The sequence below is a fragment of the Loktanella salsilacus genome (genome assembly GCF_900114485.1).
Taxonomy (GTDB): Bacteria; Pseudomonadota; Alphaproteobacteria; order Rhodobacterales; family Rhodobacteraceae; genus Loktanella; species Loktanella salsilacus.
The window spans coordinates 38,123-62,589 of sequence record NZ_FOTF01000012.1 but is presented as its reverse complement, the minus strand read 5'-3'; the positions used below and the strand labels follow the sequence as shown (position 1 = coordinate 62,589).

The 24,467-nt window shown below is 63.8% G+C and carries 19 protein-coding genes; 17 read left to right on the top strand and 2 right to left on the bottom strand.

From position 1 onward, the window contains the following. Window positions 1-278 precede the first annotated feature (278 nt). From BM131_RS12180 to BM131_RS12100, 17 genes are all read left to right on the top strand, one after another. Window positions 279-1,352, top strand: a complete 1,074-nt coding sequence (locus BM131_RS12180; protein ID WP_090189847.1) for a transporter substrate-binding protein — start codon at window positions 279-281, stop codon at window positions 1,350-1,352. After that, entirely contained in the window at window positions 1,349-1,948 is a 600-nt protein-coding gene (locus tag BM131_RS12175) for an ANTAR domain-containing response regulator (protein ID WP_090189845.1), read from the top strand. Before BM131_RS12180 ends, BM131_RS12175 begins: the two co-directional genes overlap by 4 nt. Continuing rightward, entirely contained in the window at window positions 1,945-2,829 is an 885-nt protein-coding gene (locus tag BM131_RS12170; RefSeq protein WP_090189844.1) for an ABC transporter permease, read from the top strand. Before BM131_RS12175 ends, BM131_RS12170 begins: the two co-directional genes overlap by 4 nt. Then, window positions 2,829-3,749 carry an ABC transporter permease gene (locus tag BM131_RS12165; protein WP_090189842.1) on the top strand — a complete coding sequence of 307 codons (921 nt, stop codon included), beginning with the start codon at window positions 2,829-2,831 and terminating at the stop codon, window positions 3,747-3,749. The genes BM131_RS12170 and BM131_RS12165 overlap by 1 nt, the downstream gene beginning before the upstream one ends. Window positions 3,750-3,768: 19 nt before the next feature. Further along, on the top strand, window positions 3,769-5,385 hold the full coding sequence (locus tag BM131_RS12160) for an ABC transporter substrate-binding protein (RefSeq protein ID WP_090189840.1): 1,617 nt from the start codon (window positions 3,769-3,771) through the stop codon (window positions 5,383-5,385). A 4-nt stretch (window positions 5,386-5,389) separates the two neighbouring features. Next, window positions 5,390-6,349, top strand: coding sequence for an acetamidase/formamidase family protein (locus BM131_RS12155; RefSeq protein ID WP_090189838.1), 960 nt, complete (start codon window positions 5,390-5,392; stop codon window positions 6,347-6,349). A gap of 32 nt (window positions 6,350-6,381) precedes the next feature. Continuing rightward, a complete protein-coding gene (locus BM131_RS12150; RefSeq protein WP_090189836.1) occupies window positions 6,382-8,127 on the top strand; it encodes an ABC transporter ATP-binding protein in 1,746 nt (581 codons plus the stop codon). A gap of 202 nt (window positions 8,128-8,329) precedes the next feature. Next, window positions 8,330-9,373: a C4-dicarboxylate TRAP transporter substrate-binding protein gene (locus BM131_RS12145; RefSeq protein ID WP_090189834.1), complete on the top strand. Its 1,044-nt coding sequence runs from the start codon at window positions 8,330-8,332 to the stop codon at window positions 9,371-9,373. A 71-nt stretch (window positions 9,374-9,444) separates the two neighbouring features. Continuing rightward, window positions 9,445-9,981 (top strand): TRAP transporter small permease, encoded by a 537-nt coding sequence (locus tag BM131_RS12140; protein ID WP_090189831.1) that lies wholly within the window; start codon window positions 9,445-9,447, stop codon window positions 9,979-9,981. Continuing rightward, complete coding sequence (locus BM131_RS12135) at window positions 9,981-11,318, top strand: TRAP transporter large permease (RefSeq protein WP_090189828.1); 1,338 nt, start codon at window positions 9,981-9,983, stop codon at window positions 11,316-11,318. The genes BM131_RS12140 and BM131_RS12135 overlap by 1 nt, the downstream gene beginning before the upstream one ends. A gap of 32 nt (window positions 11,319-11,350) precedes the next feature. Further along, complete coding sequence (locus tag BM131_RS12130; RefSeq protein WP_090189826.1) at window positions 11,351-12,160, top strand: IclR family transcriptional regulator; 810 nt, start codon at window positions 11,351-11,353, stop codon at window positions 12,158-12,160. A gap of 90 nt (window positions 12,161-12,250) precedes the next feature. Beyond that, window positions 12,251-14,338: a 3-hydroxyacyl-CoA dehydrogenase NAD-binding domain-containing protein gene (locus tag BM131_RS12125; RefSeq protein ID WP_090189824.1), complete on the top strand. Its 2,088-nt coding sequence runs from the start codon at window positions 12,251-12,253 to the stop codon at window positions 14,336-14,338. Between the two features lie 10 nt (window positions 14,339-14,348). Beyond that, on the top strand, window positions 14,349-15,524 hold the full coding sequence (locus tag BM131_RS12120) for an acetyl-CoA C-acyltransferase (RefSeq protein ID WP_090189822.1): 1,176 nt from the start codon (window positions 14,349-14,351) through the stop codon (window positions 15,522-15,524). Between the two features lie 12 nt (window positions 15,525-15,536). Beyond that, window positions 15,537-16,727 carry an acyl-CoA dehydrogenase family protein gene (locus BM131_RS12115; RefSeq protein ID WP_090189820.1) on the top strand — a complete coding sequence of 397 codons (1,191 nt, stop codon included), beginning with the start codon at window positions 15,537-15,539 and terminating at the stop codon, window positions 16,725-16,727. A gap of 7 nt (window positions 16,728-16,734) precedes the next feature. Next, a complete protein-coding gene (locus BM131_RS12110; protein ID WP_090189818.1) occupies window positions 16,735-17,847 on the top strand; it encodes an acyl-CoA dehydrogenase family protein in 1,113 nt (370 codons plus the stop codon). 37 nt (window positions 17,848-17,884) lie between these two features. Then, a complete protein-coding gene (locus BM131_RS12105) occupies window positions 17,885-19,378 on the top strand; it encodes a class I adenylate-forming enzyme family protein (RefSeq protein ID WP_090189816.1) in 1,494 nt (497 codons plus the stop codon). A gap of 4 nt (window positions 19,379-19,382) precedes the next feature. Then, on the top strand, window positions 19,383-20,594 hold the full coding sequence (locus BM131_RS12100; RefSeq protein ID WP_090189814.1) for an acyl-CoA dehydrogenase: 1,212 nt from the start codon (window positions 19,383-19,385) through the stop codon (window positions 20,592-20,594). 29 nt (window positions 20,595-20,623) lie between these two features. Here BM131_RS12100 and BM131_RS12095 read toward each other — a convergent pair whose 3' ends face one another. Beyond that, window positions 20,624-23,224 carry an AAA family ATPase gene (locus BM131_RS12095; protein ID WP_090189812.1) on the bottom strand — a complete coding sequence of 867 codons (2,601 nt, stop codon included), beginning with the start codon at window positions 23,222-23,224 and terminating at the stop codon, window positions 20,624-20,626. Beyond that, window positions 23,221-24,351 (bottom strand): metallophosphoesterase family protein, encoded by a 1,131-nt coding sequence (locus tag BM131_RS12090; protein WP_090189811.1) that lies wholly within the window; start codon window positions 24,349-24,351, stop codon window positions 23,221-23,223. Before BM131_RS12090 ends, BM131_RS12095 begins: the two co-directional genes overlap by 4 nt. Window positions 24,352-24,467 lie beyond the last annotated feature (116 nt).

Sequence of the window (24,467 nt, the reverse complement as noted above, 5' to 3'; positions counted from 1 at the left end):
GCCCATAATTTGCGCATCTATCCCAAAACCTGAGCATTTTCTTGGGTCGCGGGGCGAAAATCAACCGCACGATCAACTTTTACCCATGCTGATTGACGTCAATACGCACGTTAAGCGTGTAACTGGTCGCCCGGTTTTTGAACCCCACTTGACCGCATCGCCGCCACGCGACACCTTTCTTGCAAATCCGGCTGAACGCCGATCGGCAAACGCGCCTCGACCCGACCATCAGGTTTACTGATGTCTTGGGGCGGGGCTTTTTTCGTTAGGGGCACCCTTTGAAACGCACCATTCCGCTAGGCCTGCTGTATTCTGTGACCGGCAGCTATGCCCGTATCGGTCAGGCCTGCCGCACGGGTGCGCTGAACGCGATCGCGGCGATTAACGCAGATACGGCGCGGCAGGTGGCGTTTGATCCGCTGGACCGCGATCCGGGCGGCAATATCGACCTATATGCGCCGCTGTGCGACGATATTCTGCGGCATACCACCGCGCGGCACATCATCGGCTGCGTCACATCATGGAGCCGCAAGGAAGTCATCCCGACGCTGGAAAAGCATGGCGGCACGCTGTGGTATGCGGTCCCTTACGAGGGGTTCGAGGCGTCCGATCACGTCGTTTACCTGCACGCCTGTCCGAACCAGCATCTGCTGCCGCTGCTGGACTGGGCGCTGCCGACCTATGGCAAACGCGGCTTTCTGACCGGATCCAACTACATCTGGGGCTGGGAGATGAACCGCCTTGCCCGCGACACGATCCACGCCAAAGGCGGAGAGGTCTTGGGCGAGCGTTACTTGCCGCTCGGCTCCGTTGATGTCGCCCGCATGATCGAAGAAATCCGCGCCACTGCGCCGGACTTCATCCTCAATTCGCTGATCGGCCCGTCGTCCTATGCCTTCCTGCGGGCGCTGGCCGAATTGGCCGCGCGCGATCCGCGCTTTGCGCCGGATCGCTGCCCCGTGCTGTCGTGCAACATGACGGAATGCGAACTGGCCGACGTCGGGGCCGCCGCAGAAGGGCTGATCGCGGCGGGGCCGTATTTCCGCGATGGCGCAGGCTTTGGCAGCAGCCACGAGGCCGCCGCTTACCGCGCCGTCATCGCGCTGGCCGATATGCTGGAACAATCGCCAGACACCGCCAGCCTGCCGCTGTCGGCTTTGCTGGACACGCCCGCCGGGCAGCGCAGCGGCATTGACGCCAAGACGCATCACACGGCGCAGCCTGCCTTGATCGCGCAGGTGCGGGGCGGCGCGTTTCAGGTCGTGCATAATGGCGGTGTGCGGGCAGGGGACCCTTATTTGACGGGCCCCGCGCCCAGCGCCAGCGTCACGCGCCTGCGGGTAATCTCGTGACCGGGCCGGTGCGCATTGCAGACCTTGGCGGCGCGCGGGCGATCATCCTGCACCGTCCCCACGCCGTCGTCACCGCCCTGACGCGACAGCTGCAAGCTGTCGGTCTGCAGGTCACGACTTGCTGGCCAGAGTTGCCGGCAGAGGCGCTGGCCGCCGACTTTGTCTTTTTTGACGCCGACATGGGCTTTGACGATCAATTCCCTTGGGACAAGGGGGCAGCCCCGATGCCGATGATCGCCCTGATCGGGTCCGAAGCACCCGGCCGTGTCGAATGGGCGCTGGCCACGGGGGCCAATGCGCAGGTCCTGAAACCCGTTGGCGACAGCGGCGTTTACAGCGCCCTGCTGATCGCCCGCCACGGGTTCGAGGCACGGCGCACCTTGGCCGCAGAGGCTGCCGATCTGCGCCGCCGCTTGGGCGAACGCCAGACCGTTGTGCGCGCTGTGGTGCAGCTGATGCAGACGACCGGGTCAGAGGATGCCGCCTATGCCGCCCTGCGTGCTGCCGCGATGGACGGACGTGTCGGGCTAGAAGAGGCCGCCGCGCGCATTCTGTCGCAACCGATCCGCCCCGTTACGAAAGGCACCCCCCGATGACCGCCGCCACCACGAATACGCGCGCCGTGCCAGAGTCCGCTTGGACCCGTCTGCGCCGCCGCAAGATGGCGATGTTCGGGCTTGCGCTGGTGATCTTGATTGTCGGGGCCGCCATCCTTGCCCCGTGGATCGCGCCCTATGATCCGTTCGAGCAGAAATTCGACGGTCTGACGATGTTCGGCGAACCGCTGCCGCCCGGCGGTGCCTATGTCCTTGGCACCGACTTGCTGGGCCGCGATCTGCTAAGCCGTCTGCTTTACGGGGCCCGCACATCGCTCATCATCGGCGTCGTCGCCAATGGCATCGCGCTGGTGATCGGCACGGTCATCGGGCTGACGGCGGGTTTCTTTCAAGGCTGGATCGGCGCAATCCTGATGCGCTTTACCGACCTGATGATGGCCTTTCCGGCGCTTTTGCTGGCGATCTGCCTTGCCGCGATTTTCCAACCCAGCCTGTGGATCGTGGCCTTTGTCATCGCCATGGTGAACTGGGTGCAGACGGCGCGGGTCATCTATACCGAAACCAGCGCCTTGGCCGCCCGCGACTTTATCGCAGCCGAACGCACGCTCGGTGCCAGCACCCCGCGCATCCTGTTCAAGCATATCCTGCCGCATCTGGTGCCGATGATTATCGTCTGGGGCACGCTGGGGATTTCGACGACCGTCCTGCTAGAAGCGACCTTGTCCTATCTTGGGGTTGGCGTGCAGCCCCCCACGCCAAGCTGGGGCAACATCATCTTCGAAAACCAGACCTATTTCCAATCCGCCCCTTGGCTGGTGTTCTTTCCCGGTGCTGCAATCGTTGTGCTGGCGCTGGCGTTCAATCTGGTTGGCGACGCGCTGCGCGATGTGCTTGACCCAACATTGCGAGGGTCCGACTGATGGCCGCCTATCTGATCCGCCGCCTGATCCAGTCTGCCCTGATCCTGCTGGGCGTGTCCTTTATCACCTTCTTTCTGCTGTATGTGCTGCCCGCCGATCCGGTGCGCCAGATTGCGGGGCGGTCAGCCACGCCGGAAACCGTGGCGAACATCCGCGCGCAGCTTGGCCTAGATCAGCCGTTTATCGTGCAATACGGCCGCTATCTGGCGGGGCTGTTTCATGGCGACATGGGCCGCAGCTATTTGCAGAAAACCGACGTGGCCACACTGATCATGTCGCGCCTGCCCGCATCGCTTTTGCTGATGGTCGCTGGCATCGGGGCAGAGCTGGTAGTCGGCCTGACTATGGGCGTTGTCGCCGCGCTGTTCCGGGGCCGCGTGCTGGACAATACGCTGATGATGACCAGCTTCGTCACCGTGTCCGCGCCGCAGTTCGTGGTGGCCTTGCTGCTGCTTTACGTCTTTGCGGTGCAGCTGGGCTGGTTCCCTATCGGCGGCTACGGCACGCCAGCGCATCTGGTGCTGCCGGCTATGACGCTCGGGATCCTTGGCTCTGGCTGGTACGCCCGCATGATGCGGTCCAGCATGGTCGAAGTGCTGCGCGCCGATTTTGTCCGCACCGCCCGCGCCAAGGGGCTGACCCGGTCCCGCGTGATCCTGCGCCACGCGCTGCCCAATGCAATCCTGCCCATTATCGCGATGATTGGCATTGATATCGGCATCTTTATGGGCGGCATCGTCGTCGTCGAAGGCGTCTTTGGCTGGCCCGGCATTGGCCAACTGGCGTGGCAGGCGATCCAGCGCGTCGACATCCCAATCATCATGGGCGTCACGCTCGTGTCTGCCTTTGCCATCGTGCTGGGCAACCTTTTGGCCGACCTTGTGGCCCCCCTGATCGACCCTCGTATCCGTATCCGCTAACCCAACAGGAGAGACTAAAATGAAAAAACTACTTGCCTCTACCGCATTGATTGCAGCCATCGCGCTGCCAGCGTTTGCACAGGAAACACTGGACCCGAACGCTGTGTCCGGCGGCAATATCACCGTCACCTATAAGGACGACGTCGCCACGCTGGACCCGGCGATTGGCTATGACTGGCAGAACTGGTCGATGATTAAATCGCTGTTCGACGGCCTGATGGATTACGAGCCCGGCACCACAACGCTGCGCCCCGGTCTGGCCGAAAGCTATGAGATTTCCGAAGACGGCCTGACCTTCACCTTCCACCTGCGCCCCGGCGTCAAATTCCACAACGGCCGCGACATGGTGGCCGAGGATGTGAAATACTCCCTCGACCGTGTCACGAACCCGGCCACGCAATCCCCCGGCGCGGGCTTCTTTGGTGCCATCGCTGGCTATGATGCGATCACCAGCGGCGAGGCTGATACACTTACAGGCGTCACCGTCGTTGACCCCGCCACGGTGGAAATCAAACTGTCCCGCCCTGATGCGACCTTCTTGCACGTTATGGCGCTGAACTTTGCCTCTGTCGTGCCAAGCGAAGCTGTTGACGCCGCCAACGGCGATTTCGGCAAAATGCCCGTGGGCACGGGTGCCTTCAAGCTGGGCGACTGGACCATCGGCCAAAAACTGGTGTTTGAAAAGAACGCCGACTACTGGCGTGCCGGTCTGCCTTATCTGGACACCGTGACGTTCGAGGTCGGCCAAGAGCCTATCGTCGCCCTGCTGCGGTTGCAAAATGGCGAAGTCGACGTGCCCGGTGACGGTATCCCGCCCGCCAAATTCCAAGAGGTGATGGGCGATCCTGCTCAAGCTGCCCGCGTGATCGAAGGCGGCCAGTTGCAGACCGGCTATATCACCCTGAACGTCACGACCCCGCCGCTGGACGACGTGAATGTGCGCAAAGCCATCAACATGGCGATCAACAAGGAGCGCATCACGCAGTTGATCAACAACCGCGCCGTGCCCGCGACCCAGCCGCTGCCACCCTCGATGCCCGGTTACACCGAAGGTTACGCCGGTTACGCCTATGACGTCGAAGCGGCCAAGGCGCTGCTTGCAGAAGCTGGCTTGGCAGACGGGTTCGACACAGAGCTTTTCGTGATGAACACCGACCCCAACCCACGCATTGCGCAGGCGATCCAGCAGGATCTGGCGGCGATTGGCGTGAATGCGTCGATCCAGTCCCTTGCGCAGGCCAACGTGATCGAGGCAGGCGGCGCAGGCACCGCCCCGATGATCTGGTCCGGCGGCATGGCGTGGATTGCCGACTTCCCTGACCCCAGCAACTTCTTTGGCCCGATCTTGGGCTGCGCTGGCGCAGAGGAAGGCGGCTGGAACTGGTCCAAGTTCTGCAACGCAGAGATCGACGCCGAAGCAACCGCTGCCGACAGCATGATCGACCCCGCCGATCCGGCCCGCATGCAGATGTGGTCCGACGTCTACATGAAGGTCATGGAAGAGGCTCCATGGGTGCCGGTCTTCAACGAACAGCGCTACACTATGAAGTCCGAACGTATGGGCGGCGCTGATGCGCTTTACGTTGATCCGGTGTCGATCCCGGTGAACTATGACTACGTCTACGTGACGGAATAACACCATGTGCAAGGCTTGCGATTACACGATCCACGGCGCGCAGCACCACTTTGGCTGGGACAATTCACTTGCCCCGGCGCAAAGGGTGGAACCGGGCCAGACGATCCTGTTTCACTGCCACGACAGTTCGGCGGGCCAGCTTGGCCCGTCGTCCACCGTGGCCGATGTGGAAACGCTGGATTTCGGCAAGATCAATCCGGTGTCCGGCCCGATCTGGGTTGAAGGGGCTCAGCCGGGGGACGCGATAAAGGTGACCCTCGACAGTTTTGCGCCCCGTGCGCAGGACGGCAAAGGCTGGGGCTGGACTGCGAACATTCCGGGCTTTGGCCTGCTGGCGGATCAGTTCACCGACCCCGCGCTGCACATCTGGACCTATGATCCAGAAACCATGGCGCCGTCGCTGTTTGGCAAAGAAGGCCGCGTGCCGTTAAAGCCCTTTGCCGGCACCATCGGCAACGCGCTGGCCGAACCCGGCCTGCATTCCGTCGTTCCGCCCCGGCGGGTAGGCGGCAATCTGGACATCCGTGATCTATCCGCTGGCACGACGCTTTATCTGCCCGTGGAAGTCGCGGGCGCTTTGTTCAGCGTCGGTGACACCCACGCCGCCCAAGGCGACGGCGAAGTTTGCGGCACCGCGATTGAAAGCCCGATGGACGTGGTCCTGACCCTTGATCTGGTGAAAGGTGCGAACCTGAAAACTCCGCGTTTCACCACGCCGGGGCCCGTCACGCGGCATCTGGACCATAAAGGGTACGAGGTCACAACCGGCATCGGCCCCGACCTGATGACTGCGTCCCGCGATGCGGTGGCAGGCATGGTCGATCATCTGTGCGCCACGCGCGGCATGGCGGCGGTTGACGCCTATATGCTGGTCAGCACCTGCGGCGATCTGCGGATATCAGAAATCGTGGATATGCCGAACTGGATCGTCAGCTTTTACTTCCCGCGTTGCGTGTTCGAATGAGCGCGGATTTGAAACCATTGACCGGGGCCAACATGGCCCCGGACACCCCCGTTTTGTCGGTGCAAGACCTGACCGTTGCCGTCCGCACGCAAGGGGGGCTGCTGCCCCTGATCCGCAACATCAGCTTTGATCTGGCGCGGGGAGAGACCTTGGCGATTGCAGGCGAAAGCGGGTCTGGCAAATCCATCACCTCGCTGGCGATCATGGGCCTGCTGCCGCCCCCTGCGGTGCGCGTCACCGGGGGATGCATTAAGCTGGGCGACCGGACCCTGACCGGCATGCCAGAGCCGGAATTACGCGCCGTGCGCGGCAACCGTGTTGCAATGATCTTTCAAGAGCCGATGACCAGTCTGAACCCGGTGATGACCATCGGCACCCAATTGATAGAGGCGATCCGCGCGCACGAGCCGATCTCTCGCGCGGCCGCCCGCCGCCAAGCGCTAGAGGCGCTGAGCGCTGTGCGCTTGTCCGAACCCACCCGCCGCATGGGCCAGTTCCCGCACGAGCTGTCGGGGGGGATGCGCCAGCGCGTGATGATCGCGATGGCCTTGGCGCTCAAGCCTGACGTGCTGATCGCCGATGAGCCCACGACCGCGCTTGATGTCACCGTGCAGCGCGAAGTGTTGGACCTGCTGCGCGATCTGCAAGCGTCCCACGGCACCGCGATCCTGCTGATTACCCACGACATGGGCGTCGTCGCCGAAATGGCTGACCGCGTCGTGATCATGCGCAAAGGCGTGATCGAGGAAACGGGCCGCGTAGACGATATCTTTGCCGCGCCGCAGCAGCCTTATACGCAGGCGTTGCTGGCAGCTGTGCCGCGCATGGGGCAGGGCGGCCGCGCCGTGCCGCGCCCCGATGCACCTGTGGTGGCTGAATTGCGCGATGTGCAGGTCCGGTTCGATCTGCGCGGCGGTGTGCTGAACCGCGTGACCCACCGGGTCCACGCGGTGGAAGGTGTCAGCCTTGATATCCGCGCCGGGGAAACCTTTTCCCTTGTCGGCGAATCCGGCTGCGGCAAGTCCACCATTGCCCGCGCCATTGTCGGCCTTGTGCCGCATACCGGGCTGATCCGCGTGGGCGATCAGACCGTTGGCACCATGACCGCGCAGGCCCGCAAGCGGCTGAGCGCGGCGACGCAGATCATCTTTCAGGATCCGATGGCCGCCCTTGATCCGCGCATGACCGTGGGGGACCAGATTGCTGAACCGCTGCTGATCCACGGGACGGGCGATGCCACCAGCCGCCGCGCCCGCGCCGCCGCCTTGATGGAAAAGGTCGGTCTGACGACAGCGCAGCTGGATAACTACCCGCATGAATTTTCCGGCGGCCAGCGCCAGCGGATTTGCATCGCCCGCGCGCTGGCCCTGACGCCCAAGCTGATCATCGCGGACGAAAGCGTGTCGGCGCTGGATGTGTCTGTGCAGGCGCGGGTGCTGGATTTGCTGCGTAGCCTCAAGGACGAGTTTGGCATCGCCATGCTGTTCATCAGTCACGACATGGCCGTGGTCGAGAATATCTCGGACCGGGTTGCGGTGATGCACCTTGGCCAAATCGTAGAGGTCGGCAGTCGGGCGCAGATTTTCGGCAACCCGCAACACGCCTATACCAAGCGGTTGATGGCGGCGGTGCCAATTGCCGACCCACGCGCCCAGCGCCCTGACACGCCGCGCATGTCGGGCGATATCCCCAACCCCGTCCACCCGGCCGGGGCCATCGTGGCGCGCCATCTGATGCAAGAGGTCACCAGCGGCCACATGGTTGCTGTTCCCGGTTAAGGCAGCGTTCACACCTCGGTTTTAACGTGACCAAACCGGCCGCCCTACGGGGTGGCCGGGGCGTTTACGATGCGGTGCGACGACCCCCAGGGTGGGCCACAATTTAGGGTAGCAAACTTCGGATATCCTCTCTTGCTTCATAAACTCAATTCCGTATAGTGGAAGTGTATTCTACTTATTGGAAGTTCTGGGAGGAGCGACGATGAAGAAGACTCTGGCTTCAGCCACGCTAGCGCTATGCATGGCAACGACCGCGCTAAGCGCGCAAACCACACTTATTCTGGGCGAGGCTGGCCCCAATCGCGGTGCACGCGCTGTGGCGACTCAGGCCTTTGCCGATGACGTGACCGCGCGCACGAATGGCGATCTGGTGATCGACATCCAGTGGGGCGGGGCGCTGTTCAAGGCTGATGCTGCCCTGCAAGGCGTCAGCGACGGCGTGGCCGACCTTGGCACCATCATTGGCGTCTATTTCCCGCAGGAAATGATCGCCTATGGCATCGCCGATCTGCCGCTGCTGAACGCGGACGCTTGGGTCGGTATGCGCGCCACAGACGAGCTGATGCGCACCGACCCGATCATCGCCGCCAACTTGGCCGATCAGGATCTGGTCTATCTTGGCACCTTCACCACCTCTGCCGTGAACATCGGCTGCAAAGGCGCGGCGATCCGCACCGCAGAGGACGTGTCAGGCCTTAAAGTGCGCGGCGTGGGCGCTTATGGCGACGTCTTCCGCGATCTGGGCGCGAACATGGTCGCGATGTCGATCTATGACGCCTATCAGGGTATGGATACCGGGTTGCTGGACTGCTCGCAGGGGTATTCCTACGCTGTGGCCGCGCTCAAGCAGCAAGAGGTCATGACCAGCTACACACTGATGAACTGGGGCCAAGTTGGCGCGCTGGGCATCTTTATGAACAAGTATGCTTACGACGCCCTGACCCCTGAACAGCAGACCGCGATGAACGACGCGGGCGTCGGCATGGCCGACACGCTGGGCGAGCTGATTACCGCGGACAACGATGCCGCCGTGCAGACGATGAAGGATGCGGGCGTCGAAGTGATCGAACTGGACGCGGCAGAGCGTGACAAACTGGTCGAGCGCGGCGCGCCTTACATCGACGCATGGGTCGAGCAGGCAACTGCTGCCGGCCTTGACGGTGCAGGCATGCTGGACAGCTACCGCGCACTGCTGGCGAAATACACCGAAGAGCGGGACGCGCAGGGCTATCCCTGGACTCGCTAGTCCGGACCTTAGGGCTGCGGCGATCCTCGCCGCAGCCTGACCTATTCCAAACATAAACTTGGGGGTGGCCGATGCTGTATCGCATCGAACGGCTGTTGCTTGACCTTGCCTGCTGCGCTGTCATCGCGCTGGGCGCATTGATTACCGCCAGCGTTCTGCTGCGGGTCACGCTGAATTCGGGCATTCCCGACACCATCGTCATGGTGCGCGAATTGATGGTGGTCGCCATCGTGCTGCCACTGGCCGCCGCAACCACGGCGCGTGCGCATATCGTGGTAGAGTTCGTGTCCAATCGCCTGCCCATGCGGGCGCAGGGCATGTTGGTCATCTTTGGCGGCATGTTTGGCCTGCTGGCGCTGTCCCCGCTGCTTTATGCTGGTTGGAACGAGACGGTGCATATGATCACAAGCGGGTCATATTATTTCGGCCAGTTGAACCTGCCAAAGTGGCCGGGCCGGGTGCTGTTTCTGATCGGCATGTCGTTCTGCTGGCTGCGCCTGCTGCTTCTGGTCATCGGCGACATCCGCACCCTGCGCGCAGGCGGTATCCCCGCCTTGTCGGAAACCACCAGCTCTACCTTTGTTGAAGACGAAAAGGACCGCGCATAATGGACGGCACCCTGATTGGCCTATGCGCCTTTGCCGCTGTGATTGGCCTTCTGGCCCTTCGCGTGCCCATTGCCTTTGCGCTGGCAGGCATCGGCACCATCGGCACCTTTGTGATTTTCGCGACCCGCACCGGCGCGTTCACCCCAGACCGCGCGGTGCGTCCGACCACGTCGCTGGTGTTTTCGAATTCCTTCGACCTGATCCATTCCTACGATCTGTCGATGATCCCGCTGTTCATCGCGCTGGGCCATATCGCCTACCGCGCGGATATCACGACGCGCATTTATGACGCCGCCCGCGTTTGGCTGGCCAAGGTGCCCGGCGGTGTCGCTATGGCGTCTGTTGTGGGCTGCGGCGGATTTTCTGCGATCACCGGATCGTCCATCGCCTGCGCATCGACCATGGGCCGCATCTGCGCGCCAGAGATGTTGCGCATGGGCTACGACAAGGGCCTTGCCACCGCATCGGTTGCCGCGGGCGGCACGCTGGGGTCGCTGATCCCGCCGTCGGTGCTGTTCATCATCTATGGCATCTTTACCGAAACCTCGATCTCGTCCCTGTTTCTTGCTGGCGTACTGCCGGGCTTGTTGTCGCTCGCGGGCTTTTTGCTGGCGATCTACATCTGGGTCAAATCCAAGCCCTCTGCCGCGCCCGCCTATCAAGGCGAGATTACGATGCAGGACAAGCTGAACGCCGCCATCGGCGCATGGCCCGCTGTCGCGCTGTTCGGTCTGATCGTCGGCGGCATCTACGGCGGCTTTTTCACCGCGACAGAGGCTGCTGCGATCTGCGTCGCCGCCGCCTGTGTCATCGGTTTTGCCCAGCGCAAGCTGACATGGCGCGATCTGTGGGAAAGCCTGCGCGAGACCTGCATCCAGACGTCGAGCATTTTCCTGATCGCCGCCGCCGCCAAGATTTTTGTCGCCTTCATCGCCCTGACCGGCGTGGCGTCGGATATCGTGGCCTCTGTCAGCGACGCGCAGCTGTCGCCGGTCCTGCTGCTGGCTGCCATCGCGGTGATCTATCTGATCCTTGGCATGTTCCTTGACCCCATCGGGATCATGGTGCTGACCCTGCCGCTGATGGTGCCACTGGTCGAAAGCTATGGCTTTAACCTGATCTGGTTCGGTGTGGTCGTGGTCAAGCTGCTGGAAATCGGCCTGATTACGCCGCCTGTGGGTCTGAATGTCTTTGTTATCAGCAACGTTGTGGGCAAAGCCGTGCCCATCGATAAGATTTTTGCCGGCATCTGGCGTTTTCTTGCGATCGACGTCGTCGTGTTAATCTTGTTGATGAGCTTTCCGATTATCTCGCTTCTGATCCCCAATTCGCTATAGCTGGCGGTGACATAAGATAAAGGATGCCCTCTATGGACGGTGATTTGGAAAAAGACCGACGCTTTGCAACGACATTGGCGCGGGGGCTCAGCGTCCTGCGCGCCTTTCGCCCCTCTGACGACGGGCTTGGCAACGCCGAGATTTCGGATCGCACGGGTCTGCCCAAATCAACCGTCTCTCGCTTAACCTTTACGCTGCAGTCGCTGGGGTATCTGACCCACACGCGGCGGCACGACCGCTATCGCCCCGGTCCTGCGCTGCTGGCGCTGGGAAATATGGCCAGCGCGTCACTGTCCTTTGTCGATCTGTCCGGCCCGCTGATGCAGCGGCTGGCGGATGAAACCGGCACCCTGTCCCTGCTGCTGGTGCGGGACGCGGGCAAGATGCTGATCGTTAAAACATGGCGCCCGCGCGGCGTGGCGTCTTTGTGGCTAGAGGTTGGGCACAGGCTGCCGTTTAACGGCACTTCGTCCGGTCATGCGATGCTGGGGGCGCTGCCCGTCGACGGTTTTGCCCAAGCGGTGCGTGATGCGGCTGGCGACCGCGGCCTGACGCCCGATCAGGCGCATGTGAACCGCGATCTGGCGCAGAGTCAGATCCAGACCCGCGGCTATGTGATCACCGACCCGGACAGCTATTTCGCCGCCAATATCCACGCCGTCGCCGTACCCTTTCAATCGCGCGAGCTGGGCGATCCAGTTGTCTTTACCTGCGGCGCGATGCCCGAAGCCCTCTCTGTCGCGCGTATGCGCGAAGAGGTGGGGCCAAAGCTGCTGCAGACCGTGCGTGATCTGGAACGGATGATGGGCCAATCAAGCGGGATGAGCGCGCATGACCTTTAAATCCTGTTCCGCATAATGGAATAGGATTTTACATGTTGAAATCTCTCGTCAGGTTGATATCGTCAACCCAATGCCGAGGGAGAGACGCGCATGACCCAAGTGAGTTACGAAAAAGCTGGCAATGTCGCTGTGATCACGGTGGACAATCCGCCTGTGAACGCGCTGGGGCAAGCCGTGCGCCAAGGGCTGTGGGACGCGATCACCTGCTTTGAAGGCGACGACGACGCGCAGGCCGCAATCATCATCGGGGCAGGGCGGCTGTTCATCGGCGGCGCTGATATCACTGAATTTGGCAAGCCTCCGGTTAAGCCGTTCCTGCCCGACCTGATCAACCGCATCGCGGCCAGCCCCAAGCCTGTGGTCGCCGCAATCCACGGTACGGCTTTGGGTGGCGGGCTAGAGGTTGCACTGGGCGCGCATTACCGCATCGCGACCAAATCTGCGAAACTGGGCCTGCCCGAAGTCACCCTTGGCGTGATCCCGGGCGCTGGCGGCACGCAGCGGATGCCGCGCCTTGTGGGTCTGGACGCCGCCATCACCCTGATGACCAGCGGTCGCCCTGTCAGCGGCGCGCAAGCGCTTGATATGGGCTTTGTCGATGCGCTGGCGGAGGACGATTTGCGCGCCGACGCGCTGGCCTATGCGGCGCAGTTAATCGCAGATGGCGCGGGCCCCCGCGCCGTGACCGACCTGCCATTCCCGGCCGCAGACGCTGCGTTACTGGCGGATTGGCGCGCCCGCCTGACCAAAACCGCCAAAGGCCAAGTCGCCCCGCTGGCCGTCTTGGACGCCGTCATTGCAGGCACTGAACTGTCCTACCAAGACGCCTCTGCCACAGAACGTCGCCTGTTCCTGTCGATGCTGGATACACCGCAGCGGTCCGGCATGATGCACGCCTTCTTTGCCGAACGCGCCGTGGCCAAAGTGCCAGAGATCAAAGGTATCGCCCCCCGCGACATCGCCCGTGCTGGCGTCATCGGCGGCGGCACCATGGGGGCGGGGATTGCCACTGCGATGGTGCTGTCCGGCCTGCATGTCACGCTGGTTGAACGCGACGAAGACAGCGCCGCCCGTGCCCGCGACACCATCGCCCGCAACCTTGCCAGCGCCGTCAAACGCGGCAAGCTAGCCGAGGCCGCGCGCGACGCGATCCTGTCCGATGCACTGGCCACTGTCGTCGGCTATGATGCGCTGTCGGATGCCGATCTGGTGGTCGAAGCGGTCTTCGAAAACATGGACGTCAAAACGCAGGTGTTCCAAGAGCTTGACCGCGTCTGCAAACCCGGCGCGGTGATGGCGACCAACACGTCCTACCTTGACGTAAACCAGATCGCGCAGGCCACCAGCCGCCCCGGCGACGTCATCGGTTTGCACTTCTTTTCCCCCGCCCATGTGATGAAACTGCTGGAAATCGTCGTGGCTGACGCCACCGCGACCGACGTGACCGCGACCGCCTTTGCGCTGGCGAAAAAGCTGGGCAAGATCGGCGTGCGGGCAGGGGTCTGCGATGGCTTTATCGGCAACCGCATCCTGTCCCACTACCGCACCGCCGTCGATCACATGGTGCTGGACGGGGCCAGCCCCTACGCCGTGGACCGCGCCCTTGTGGATTTTGGCTTTGCCATGGGACCCTATCAGGTCAGCGACCTTGCGGGCCTTGATATCGGTTACATGACCCGCCAGCGCAAAGCGCCGGATGCCCATCCGCTGGACCGCGCGCCCGTCTTTGCCGATGCGCTGTATCATCAAGGCTGGCTTGGCCAGAAAACCAAGCACGGCTATTACATCTATGACGATGCCAGCCCTAAGGGGCGGACAGACGCCGCTGTCACCGCGATCATCGCCCAGTCCCGCGAGGGCCTTGGCCTGACGCCGCGGGATTTCACCGCAGACGAGATTACCCGCCGCACCATGGCCGCCATGGTGAACGAGGCGGCCCGTGTGGTGGAAGAGGGGATCGCGCAGCGTCCCTCTGACGTGGATGTGGTGTTTTTGTCGGGCTACGGCTTTCCGCGCTATCGCGGCGGCCCGCTGCATTATGCCGACACCACCGGGCTGGATGTGATCCTGGCCGACATCCGCGCCTTTGCGCAAACCGATCCCCATTTCTGGTCCCCTGCGCCGCTGCTGGAACAGCTTGCCGCTGCCGGGAAAACCTTTGCCAGCCTGAACCGTTAAAGGACGCATCATGTCACATCCCGTTATCGTTTCCGTCGCACGCACCCCCATCGGCAAGGCCGGGCGCGGCGCATTCAACATGACCCATGGCGCCGTCATGGCCGGTCACGCCGCCCGCCACGCGGTTGACCGCGCAGGCATCGACCCCGCGCTGATCGAAGACAGCATTTGGGGCTGCGGCTATCCCGAATACGTCACCGGCGGCAACATCGCCCGCCAAGCCACCATTCGCGCCGGTCTGCCTGTCAGCATCGCGGGCACCACGGTAAACCGCTTTTGCGCCAGCGGCTTGCAGGCCATCGCCATGGGCGGCCACATGATCGCCCAAGAGGGCGCGAAGGCTGTGCTTGTCGGCGGTGTCGAAAGCATTTCCATGGTGCAGCCCCCCGTGCGCAATTCGCGCGAAGACTGGATTTTGGCCAACAAGCCAGAGCTTTACATGCCAATGATCGAAACCGCTGATATCGTCGCTGCCCGCTACGGCGTGTCCCGCGCGGTGCAGGACGAACTGGCCTTTCAAAGCCAGCAGCGCACCGCTGCGGGGCAAGACGCGGGCAAGTTTGACGATGAAATCGCGCCGATCACCGTGACCATGCAGGTGACGGATAAAGAGACGAAAGAGGTGTCGGAGCGCGAAATCACCGTCGCAGCGGACGAATGCAACCGCCCGTCGACTACGCTGGAAGGTTTGCAAAAACTGTCCCCCGTGCGCGGCGATGACCAGTTCATCACCGCTGGCAACGCCTCTCAGCTGTCCGACGGGGCCGCATCGCTGGTCATGATGGACGCGAAAGAGGCAGAGCGCGCCGGCCTGACGCCGCTTGGCGCCTTTCGCGGTTTCGCCGTCGCAGGCTGCGAGCCGGACGAGATGGGCATCGGCCCGATCTATGCGGTGCCGCGTCTGCTGGAACGCGCAGGGCTGCGCGTGGACGACATCGACCTGTGGGAAATCAACGAGGCTTTCGCCAGCCAAGCGCTGTATTGCCGCGACTTTCTGGGCATCGACAATGACAAGCTGAACGTGAACGGCGGCTCGATCTCCATTGGCCATCCCTTTGGCATGACGGGGGCCCGGATGACCGGCCACCTGCTGATCGAAGGCCGCCGCCGGGGTGCAAAGCTGGGCGTCGTGACGATGTGCATCGGCGGCGGGCAGGGTGCCGCTGGCCTATTTGAAATCTATTAAGGGGGCCGGGTTATGGACCTGAATTACACCGATGCGCAGATCGCCTTTCGTAGCGACGTGCGCGATTTTCTAAGCGACAACCTGCCAGCGCACCTGTCCGACAAGGTGCGCGATGGCGTGGCGCTGACCAAGGCAGACCACGAGGAATGGCACGCCATCCTGAACGCCCAAGGGTGGCTGGCGGGCAATTGGCCGGTGGATCATGGCGGCACCGGTTGGGATTCCGTGCAGCGCCATATCTTCGAGGACGAGATGACGAAGGCGAACGCGCCGCGCATCGTGCCCTTTGGTCTTGCGATGCTGGGGCCGGTGCTGATGGCCTTCGGCTCTGACGAACAGAAATCCTACTGGCTGCCGCGCATCCTGAACGGCGACGACTGGTGGTGTCAGGGCTATTCCGAACCGGGCGCGGGGTCGGACCTTGCCTCTGTCCGGACCATGGCAGAGCGGGACGGCGACGACTACATCGTCAACGGGCAAAAGACGTGGACCACGCTGGGTCAATACGCGAACATGATCTTCTGCCTTGTCCGCACCAGCAAAGAGGGCAAGCGGCAGGAAGGGATTTCGTTCCTGCTGATCGATATGAACTCCCCCGGCATCACCGTCCGCCCCATCGTGCTGATCGACGGCGGCGCAGAGGTGAACGAGGTCTTCTTTGACAACGTCCGCGTGCCTGTCGCCAATCTGGTGGGCGAGGAAAACAAAGGCTGGACCTATGCCAAATACCTGCTGACCCACGAGCGGACCAATATCGCGGGCGTCGGCTTTGCCAGCGCGGGACTAGAGCAGCTGAAGCGCATCGCGCGGGCGGAACTGTCGGGCGGCAAGCCGCTGATCCAGCACCCGTTGTTTGCGGCCCGCATCGCGCAGGTGCAGATTGACCTGATGGCCATGGCCACCACCAACCTGCGCGTCATCAGCGCTGCCGCAGCAGGGCAAGCCCCCGGTGCCGAAAGCTCTATGCTCAAGGTCAAAGGTACGCAGGTGCGTCAGGAAATCAACGCGCTGACCATGCAGGCCATCGGCCCCTACGCCATGCCCTTCGTGTCAGAGGCGCTGGACGGCGACAACGATCCCGTTGGCCCCGCCTATGCGCAGGCCCCCACCGGGCAATACCTGAACAACCGCAAGCTTTCGATCTATGGCGGATCGAACGAAGTGCAGCGGTCGATTATCGCCAAAGCTATTCTGGAACTGTGAGGACATCATGAACTTTGATCTGACCGAAGAGCGCCAGATGCTGCAAGACGGCCTGCGCCGTTTCCTGCGCGACCAATACACCCCCGATCTGCTGGCGCAGATTGAAACCAGCGACACGGGCACATCGCCCGAAGTTTGGGCTGGCCTTGCCAACATGGGCGTCATCGGCGCGCTGTTCACCGAAGACCAAGGCGGCTTTGGCGGCGCGGGCTTTGACATTGCGCTGGTGGCCGAGGAAATGGGCCGCGTCGGCGCGACCGATCCGCTGATCGACACCGGCATTCTGGGCGGCGGCTTGATTGCTGCGCTTGGGGACGAGGGCCAGCAGGCCATGCTGGACGACATCATCGCAGGCACCCGCCAACTGGCGCTGGCGCATGGCGAACCCAGCAGTCGCTATGACCTGTCGCGCGTTGAAACCACCTGGGCGGATGGCAAATTGACGGGCCGCAAGGCCGTCGTCGTCAACGGCGGCGCGGCGGATACCTTGATCGTCAGCGCCCGCACGTCAGGCGATGTGGCGGATACGGACGGCATTAGCCTGTTTATCGTCGCAGCGGACGCCCCCGGCCTGATGCGCCGCAGCTATCCGCTGACGGGGGGCGGTCATGCCGCTGAAATCACGCTGGATAACACCCCCGGCACGCTGCTGGGCACCGCAGGCCAAGGCTACGCCGCGCTCGCCGCCGCCCACGCCCGCGCCACCCTTGCGATCAGCGCAGAGGCGGTCGGCCTGATGGACGCGGTCCGCACCTTGACCACCGACTATCTGAAAACCCGCAAGCAGTTCGGCCAGCCCATCGGCAAATTCCAAGCCTTGCAACATCGCATGGCCGACGTGCTGATCGAGATCGAGCAGGCGCGCTCTGCCGTGATCAACCTTGCGGGCCATCTGGACGCGGACACCCAGACCCGCGACACCCATGTCGCGGCGACGAAAACCTTGATCGGCCAGGTCGCCCGTCTGGTGGCAGAGGAATCCATCCAGATGCACGGCGGCATCGGCATGACGCAGGAATATGCGCTGGGTCATCTGGCGAAACGCCTGCTGATGGTCGATCACCGCTTTGGCGATACGCTGTATCACATGGACAAATTTATCGCCCTCGCTGTCGCCTAGCCGCCCCATCAGGCCACCGCGAGGAGGCGGTGTTTGCATGCAAGATCAATCCCATATCGACGCGGTGATCGCGGGCCAAGCGGGTAGGAGCCCCGCCGCCACCGCGATCATCGACAGCGCGGGCAGCACAACGTTCGCGCAATATGACGCGCATATCACGGCTGCTGCGGGCCTGCTGAAAACCGCAGGGGCACAGCCCGGTGACCGCGTGCTGATCGTGGCGGAAAACTGCCTTGCGACCGCCGTGTTCATCTTTGCCGCCAGCCGCGCGGGCGCGATTGCTGTACCCGTCAACGCCCGCATGACCGCGCCGGAAATCGCCCGCGTTGTGGATCACGCGCAGCCGCGCTGCATCGTCTACACCTCTGCCTGCTCGGCCGAGGCGGCGATCCATGCGGCGGATGCCAGCGCGCAAGACATCGGTTTTGGCCCGTTCCACATGACCCAGCTGGACCCCGCGCCGCTAGATGCGGATACCGCCGATGTCGCGGTGATCCTTTACACCACCGGCACCACAGGCGCGCCCAAGGGCGTGATGCTGACCCATGCCAATCTGCTGTTCGCGGGCAATCTGTCGATGAACCTGCGCGGCATGACGGCGGGCGATCATGTCTACGGCGTGCTGCCGCTGACGCATATCTTCGGCCTTGCCTCTGTCCTGCTGGCCTGCGCGATCAGCGGGGCGACGTTGCAGCTGGAAACCCGCTTTACCCCCGCCAAACTGCATGCGGCCCTGCTGGGCGGGGCCACCGTCTTTCCCGCTGTCCCGCAGATGCACGCGCTGCTGATGCAATACGCCGCCGATCAGGGCCTGACCCGGCTAGAGGGGGCAAAGCTGCGCTATGTCTCTTCCGGCGCTGCCCCGCTTGACCCCGCGTGGAAGGCCAAGGCCGAAGGCTTTTACGGCCTGCCGCTGCAAAATGGCTATGGCATGACCGAAAGCACCGCTGGCGTCAGCGGCACCCGCAATACCATCGGCAGCCCCGACACCAGCGCTGGCCCGCCTTTGCCTGGGATCGAGGTGCGCATCGACGCCGCCCCAGGCGCTGACGCGGGCGAGGTGCTGACCCGCGGCGCCCATGTGATGAAGGGCTATTTCCGCGCCCCTGACCTGACCGCGCAAACCGTGCAGGATGGCTGGCTGCGCACAGGCGATCTGGGCAAGCTGGACGCCGCCGGTAACCTGCACATCGTTGGACGCGCCAAGGAATTGATCATCCGCGGCGGTTTCAACGTCTACCCGCCAGAGGTAGAGGCCGCCTTGAACGACCACCCCGACGTGATCCAATGCGCTGTCATCGGCGCGAAAAACGCAGTCGGTGACGAAGACATTCTGGCCTTTGTGCAATGCCGCGATCCGCTGGCGTTCGATACTGCGGCACTGTCGCATTTTGCCGCCGCACGTCTTAGTGGGTATAAGCGCCCCACACGGATTTTCGCGGTTGATGCCTTGCCAGCCGCGCCCACAGGGAAAATACTCAAACACAAACTGCTGGATGCCTTCGCGGACCGGCTGAACCAAAAGGACTGAACTTATGGCACACGACATGCCCGGCATGGGCCCCGACCTTGGGCCATTCAAATGGGACGACGCCCTGCTGCTGGAAAACCAGCTGACCGAAGACGAACGCATGCTGCGCGACGCGGCCCGCGACTTTGCCCAGACCGTTCTGCAGCCGCGCGTGACGCAGGCCTACCGGGAAGAGGCCGCAGCGCCTGACCTGTTCCCGCTGATGGGCGAGGCGGGCCTTTTGGGCTGCACCATCCCCGAAGAATACGGCGGCCTTGGCGCGTCCTACGTCACCTACGGGCTGATCGCGCGCGAAGTCGAGCGTGTGGATTCGGGCTATCGGTCGATGATGTCGGTGCAATCGTCCTTGGTGATGTATCCGATCCACGCCTACGGGTCCGAAGAGCAAAAGCAGAAATACCTGCCGGGCCTCGTCAGCGGCGATCTGATCGGCTGCTTCGGCCTGACCGAACCCGATGCGGGTTCCGATCCGGGCGGCATGAAAACCACAGCCAAGAAAACCGCTGACGGCTACGTGCTGAACGGCTCCAAGATGTGGATTTCCAACGCGCCTTTCGCTGACGTCTTCGTCGTGTGGGCCAAGTCCGAAGCGCATGACGGCAAGATCCGCGGCTTCGTGCTGGAAAAGGGCATGGAAGGGCTGTCTGCGCCGAAAATCGGCGGCAAACTGTCCTTGCGCGCTTCGACCACAGGCGAGATCGTGATGAAGGACGTGGCCGTGGGCGAAGACGCGCTGCTGCCCGGTGTGCAAGGCCTGAAAGGCCCGTTCGGCTGTTTGAACCGCGCGCGCTACGGCATCGCTTGGGGCACCATGGGCGCGGCAGAGTTCTGCTTTCACGCCGCCCGCCAATACGGGATGGACCGTAAGCAGTTCGGCAAGCCGCTGGCGCAAACGCAGCTTTACCAGAAAAAACTGGCGGATATGCAGACCGAAATCACCCTCGGCTTGCAAGCGGCCTTGCAGGTGGGCCGCCTGATGGACACCGGTCATGCCGCGCCCGAAATGATCAGCCTGATCAAGCGGAACAACTGCGGCAAGGCACTGGATATCGCTCGTCACAGCCGCGACATGCACGGCGGCAACGGCATTTCCGACGAATTCCAGATCATGCGCCACATGATCAACTTGGAAACCGTGAACACCTATGAAGGCACCCACGACGTGCACGCGCTGATCCTTGGCCGTGCGATCACGGGCCTGCAGGCGTTCTTTTAAACCAATGCGATGGCGTGCCGCCTGATCCGTCAGGCGGCACCCGGCAGCAGCTGCAACCGGTGGCCGCCCAGATCGCGGAACGCCCGCTGGCGGCAGCTAAAGACGATAATCTGCAAATCCCCCGCCTGACGGTGCAGCGCATCGAACATCCGCTCGATCCGGTCGTCGTCGGTGTACACCAGCGCGTCGTCCAGCAGCACCGGCGCATGTTGCCCGCCGCGTTCCAGCATCCGCGCAAAGGCCAGTCGCACCAGCAGGGCGATCTGTTCCTGCGTGCCGCCTGACAGAATATCCAGCGGCTCTGTCTGTCCATCGCGGATCAGCGATTCTGGCAGCAACGTATCTTGCGTCCACGTCAGTTCCGCCTGCGGCCATAGCAGATGCAGCAGCGGCTTCAGCTCTGCCGCGACGGGGGCGAAATAACGCTCGCGCGCCGCGACGCGGGCCTCGGTCAGGGCCGCGGCAAGGCGTTGCAGCACGGCAACCTCGTGGTCATAGCGGGCAAGGGTCTGCTCTGCGGCGGTCAGCTGCTGCTCGCACTCCGCCAATCGCTCTTCGACCGCGTCGCCTGCGCCGATGGCGATGCGTTCGTCCAGCGTTGCGATTTGCGGACGCAGCAGGGCGATTTCTGCGCTGGCCGCGGCCTCGATTGACGTGGCGCGGGCAAGGGCGGCTTCGGCGCCCGCCAGATCGGGGGCATCGGTGCTTTGTGCCGCGTGAACAGCCTCTGCAGCGGTTAGCTCTGCCATCGCCGCCGCCATGATCTGCGCCAGCGTGTCTGCGGTATCCTCGCCAGAGGCGGCCATGCTGGCCTGCGCCCGGTTCAGCCGATCCCGCGCCGCTTGCGCTGCGACCTCTGCCCCCGCAAGATGTGCCCGCAAGCTGGCAAAAGCCTCTGCCGCCGTGCGGCTGGCGGATTGCGCCGCCGCTGCGCCACTCTCAGCCGCTGCCAGCTGCGCCGCTGTCGCCGCTGGATCAAGCGGAGCATCATCCGCTGCCGCCGCCGGAATTTGCGCCAGCGCCTCGCGCAGTTTGTCGATGCCGCCGGGGGCCAGCGCCTCTAGCCGCGCGCGCGCTTCGCCCTGCGCGGTGACAGCCTGCGCCCGGATGTCAGCAGCGGCGCGGGCGGCGGCGACATCTGGCAGATCAAGCGCCGCAAGCGCCTGTGTCAGCGCCCGCTGCGCCTGCTGCACGGCGTCCGTGTCCTGCGCGCCAGCGCCGGGACGGATTTCGACCTGTCCCAGTCCGGCGATGTTCAGGACCCCGCCGCGCGGAATGGGGTAGGCCGCGCCGTCATCCAGCGCCGCGCCATCCAGCTGCACGCCGTCCTTGCGGCCAGCTGCATAGGTCACGATGACCTGCGTCGCCAGCGCATCGCGCGTCGCGAGCGCTGTGGCCAGCGCAGTCGACAGCTGTTCAAGCCGCTGCACCGCCGCCATATCCGGACCGGTTTTCGCCGCTGCCGCATGGGTTTCGATAACCGCGCGCGCGGCCTCTGCCTCAGCAATACGCGTCGTTAGCTCTGTGCGGCGCAAGGCCCCTTCGCGCGCCGCCGTCTGGCGATCAAGGCGCGCTTGATCCGCCTGCGCGGTCTTAAGCGCTTCCTCTGCCGCCTCCAACGTGGCCTGCGCTGCGACGGACGCCGCTTGCGCGGTCGCAAATTGCGCGCTGACCTCTGCCTTGGCTGCGCTGGTTTGCGTCGCCCAGTCCGCCGCCACATCGCGTTCGGTCTGCGCGCTGCGCAGGGCATCCAGCCGGGTGCGGGCCGCCGTCACGGCCAGCCTTGCCGCTGTGACTTTGCGCGCTGCACCTTCGACTTGTTCGGCATGCCGTTCTGCCACGCGGTGCGCGGCGGTGGCCGCGTCCAATCGGTCCTTGCGCGCGGCCATGGCGGCGGGGTCAGCAACCTCTGCCAAGGCGCGGCGCTTTTGTTGGCGATCATTCAGGGCCGTGTGCAGGGCCTGCGCGGTGGCCGCCAAATCCGCCTGCTGGCTGCGCAATTCATCCACGCGGTCCGCCGCCGTGCGCCATGCACCGCCAGCTTTTTTCTGCCCCGTCGCCGTAGCCAGCTGCGCCAGCTCTGCCTTGCACCGCGCCAGCGCCGCATCCATGCGCCGCCCGCCGGTCATCGCTTCGACCTCGTCCGACACCGATGACATCAGATCGCGGCGTGCCTCTAGCGCGGCGGCCTGTTCGCCCTTTGATCCATCCGTCAGCCCGGTCAAACCCTGCCGCACCCAGACCAGCCCGGACGGGCCGCCCGCGCTGGTGCCGGTCAGCTTGGCGATCCAGTCCTCTGCCGCATCCGCCTGCGCGATCAGCGTGCCGCCCTTGTGCACTGTCGCCTGCGCCTTGGACGTCCAGCGCTTGAAGATGACAAAGCGGCCATCGGGTGTTTCCACCTCGACCGTGACCTCTGGCGCGCCGCCCGCGTGGGGTTTGAGCGCTTTGATCTCTTTGTCATTGGCCCCGTAAGCCTTAAAGAACAGCGCGTGGATCGCGTCGAACAGCGTGGATTTGCCGTGCTCGTTCGGCTCGCTTAATACATTCAACCCGTCGCCGATATTCGCGAGGGTCACAGGCGCGGTAAAGCGGCGCACGTTGTTCAGGGTAATGGCGCGCAGCTTCATGACTGCTCCTCTTTCACGATGGCATAAAGCCGGGCAAGGGCATCTGCCGCGACCTCCCGATCGGACCCGGCAGCGCTCGCGTCCTCTGCTGCGGCCAGCAGCGTATCGGCGGCAAGGCGCAGGGCCCCGCCGCGATCAATCTCGTCCAGATCGGCCACATCGTATTGCGTGCCAAGGCCGCCTGTTTGCAGTTCGAAATGCGCAAACTCTGGCCCCAGTTGGTCAGCAGCGCGGCGCAAGGCGACCTGATCGGGCAGACCCGCCCAACCACTAGCCTGCACGCGGATCATCAGATCGCGCCGCCCGGACGTGGGCAGCAACGCCGCCAGCGCCGCTGCCGCATCGCTGCGCGGCGTCAGTTCCAGCGCCAGCTCTTGCCACAGGAATTGACCCACCGGGACCTCTGCGACGTGCGGCACAGCGCCGAGGCCATCCAGCGTGACCGCAAGGCAAAGGCCGCGCTGGCCGTGTTTAAAGCGGTCCTGTTCGGGGCTGCCGGGATAATGCACGCGGGGGCCGACCTGCACGCGGCCATGCCAGTCGCCCAGCGCCAGATAATCCAGCCGCGCAGAGGCGTCGCGGTTCGGGGGGATGCTGGCACCGCTGTCGGTGAAATCGGTGACACCGCCATGCGCCAGCCCGATCCGCAGCACGCCAGGGGCGGTGTCGATCTGCACAAGGCCATCCGTTGGGTCCGTGCCGGCAGACCGCCAAACAACGGGGCAGGGCAGCAGCACCGCATCCGGTGCCAGCACGATGGGGTCTGCCGTGCGGACCCCTTGCACATTGGCGGGGGCGCTGGCGGCGATCATGTCCCACAGCGGCTCTGCCTCGCGCAGGTTGTCGTGATTGCCGGGCAGCAGCCACCAGCGTACCGACGTATCCTCGCCCATCGCGGCAAGCGCTTGGCGCACCAGCCCATGCGACGGCGTTGGCGTGTGGAACGTGTCGCCCGCCAACACGATATCGCTGGCCCCGTGATCCCGCGCGGCCTGCGCAATCCGGCCAATCACCGCGTGCCGCGCCTCGCGCAGGCGGCCGCGAATGGTGCCGTCGGACGGCTCTGGGATATTGGCGAACTTGATCCCAAGATGCAGGTCAGAGGCGTGGATAAAACGAAAGGCCATAGGGTGCTCCAAGGCGCAAACAAAAGGGGGGCCGCGCCGCTGCGGCAACGATAGGATGTGTCGCGGCGCTGCGCCAGCCAAAGGCGGCAACAGCTTGCGCCGCGCAGATTGCACCC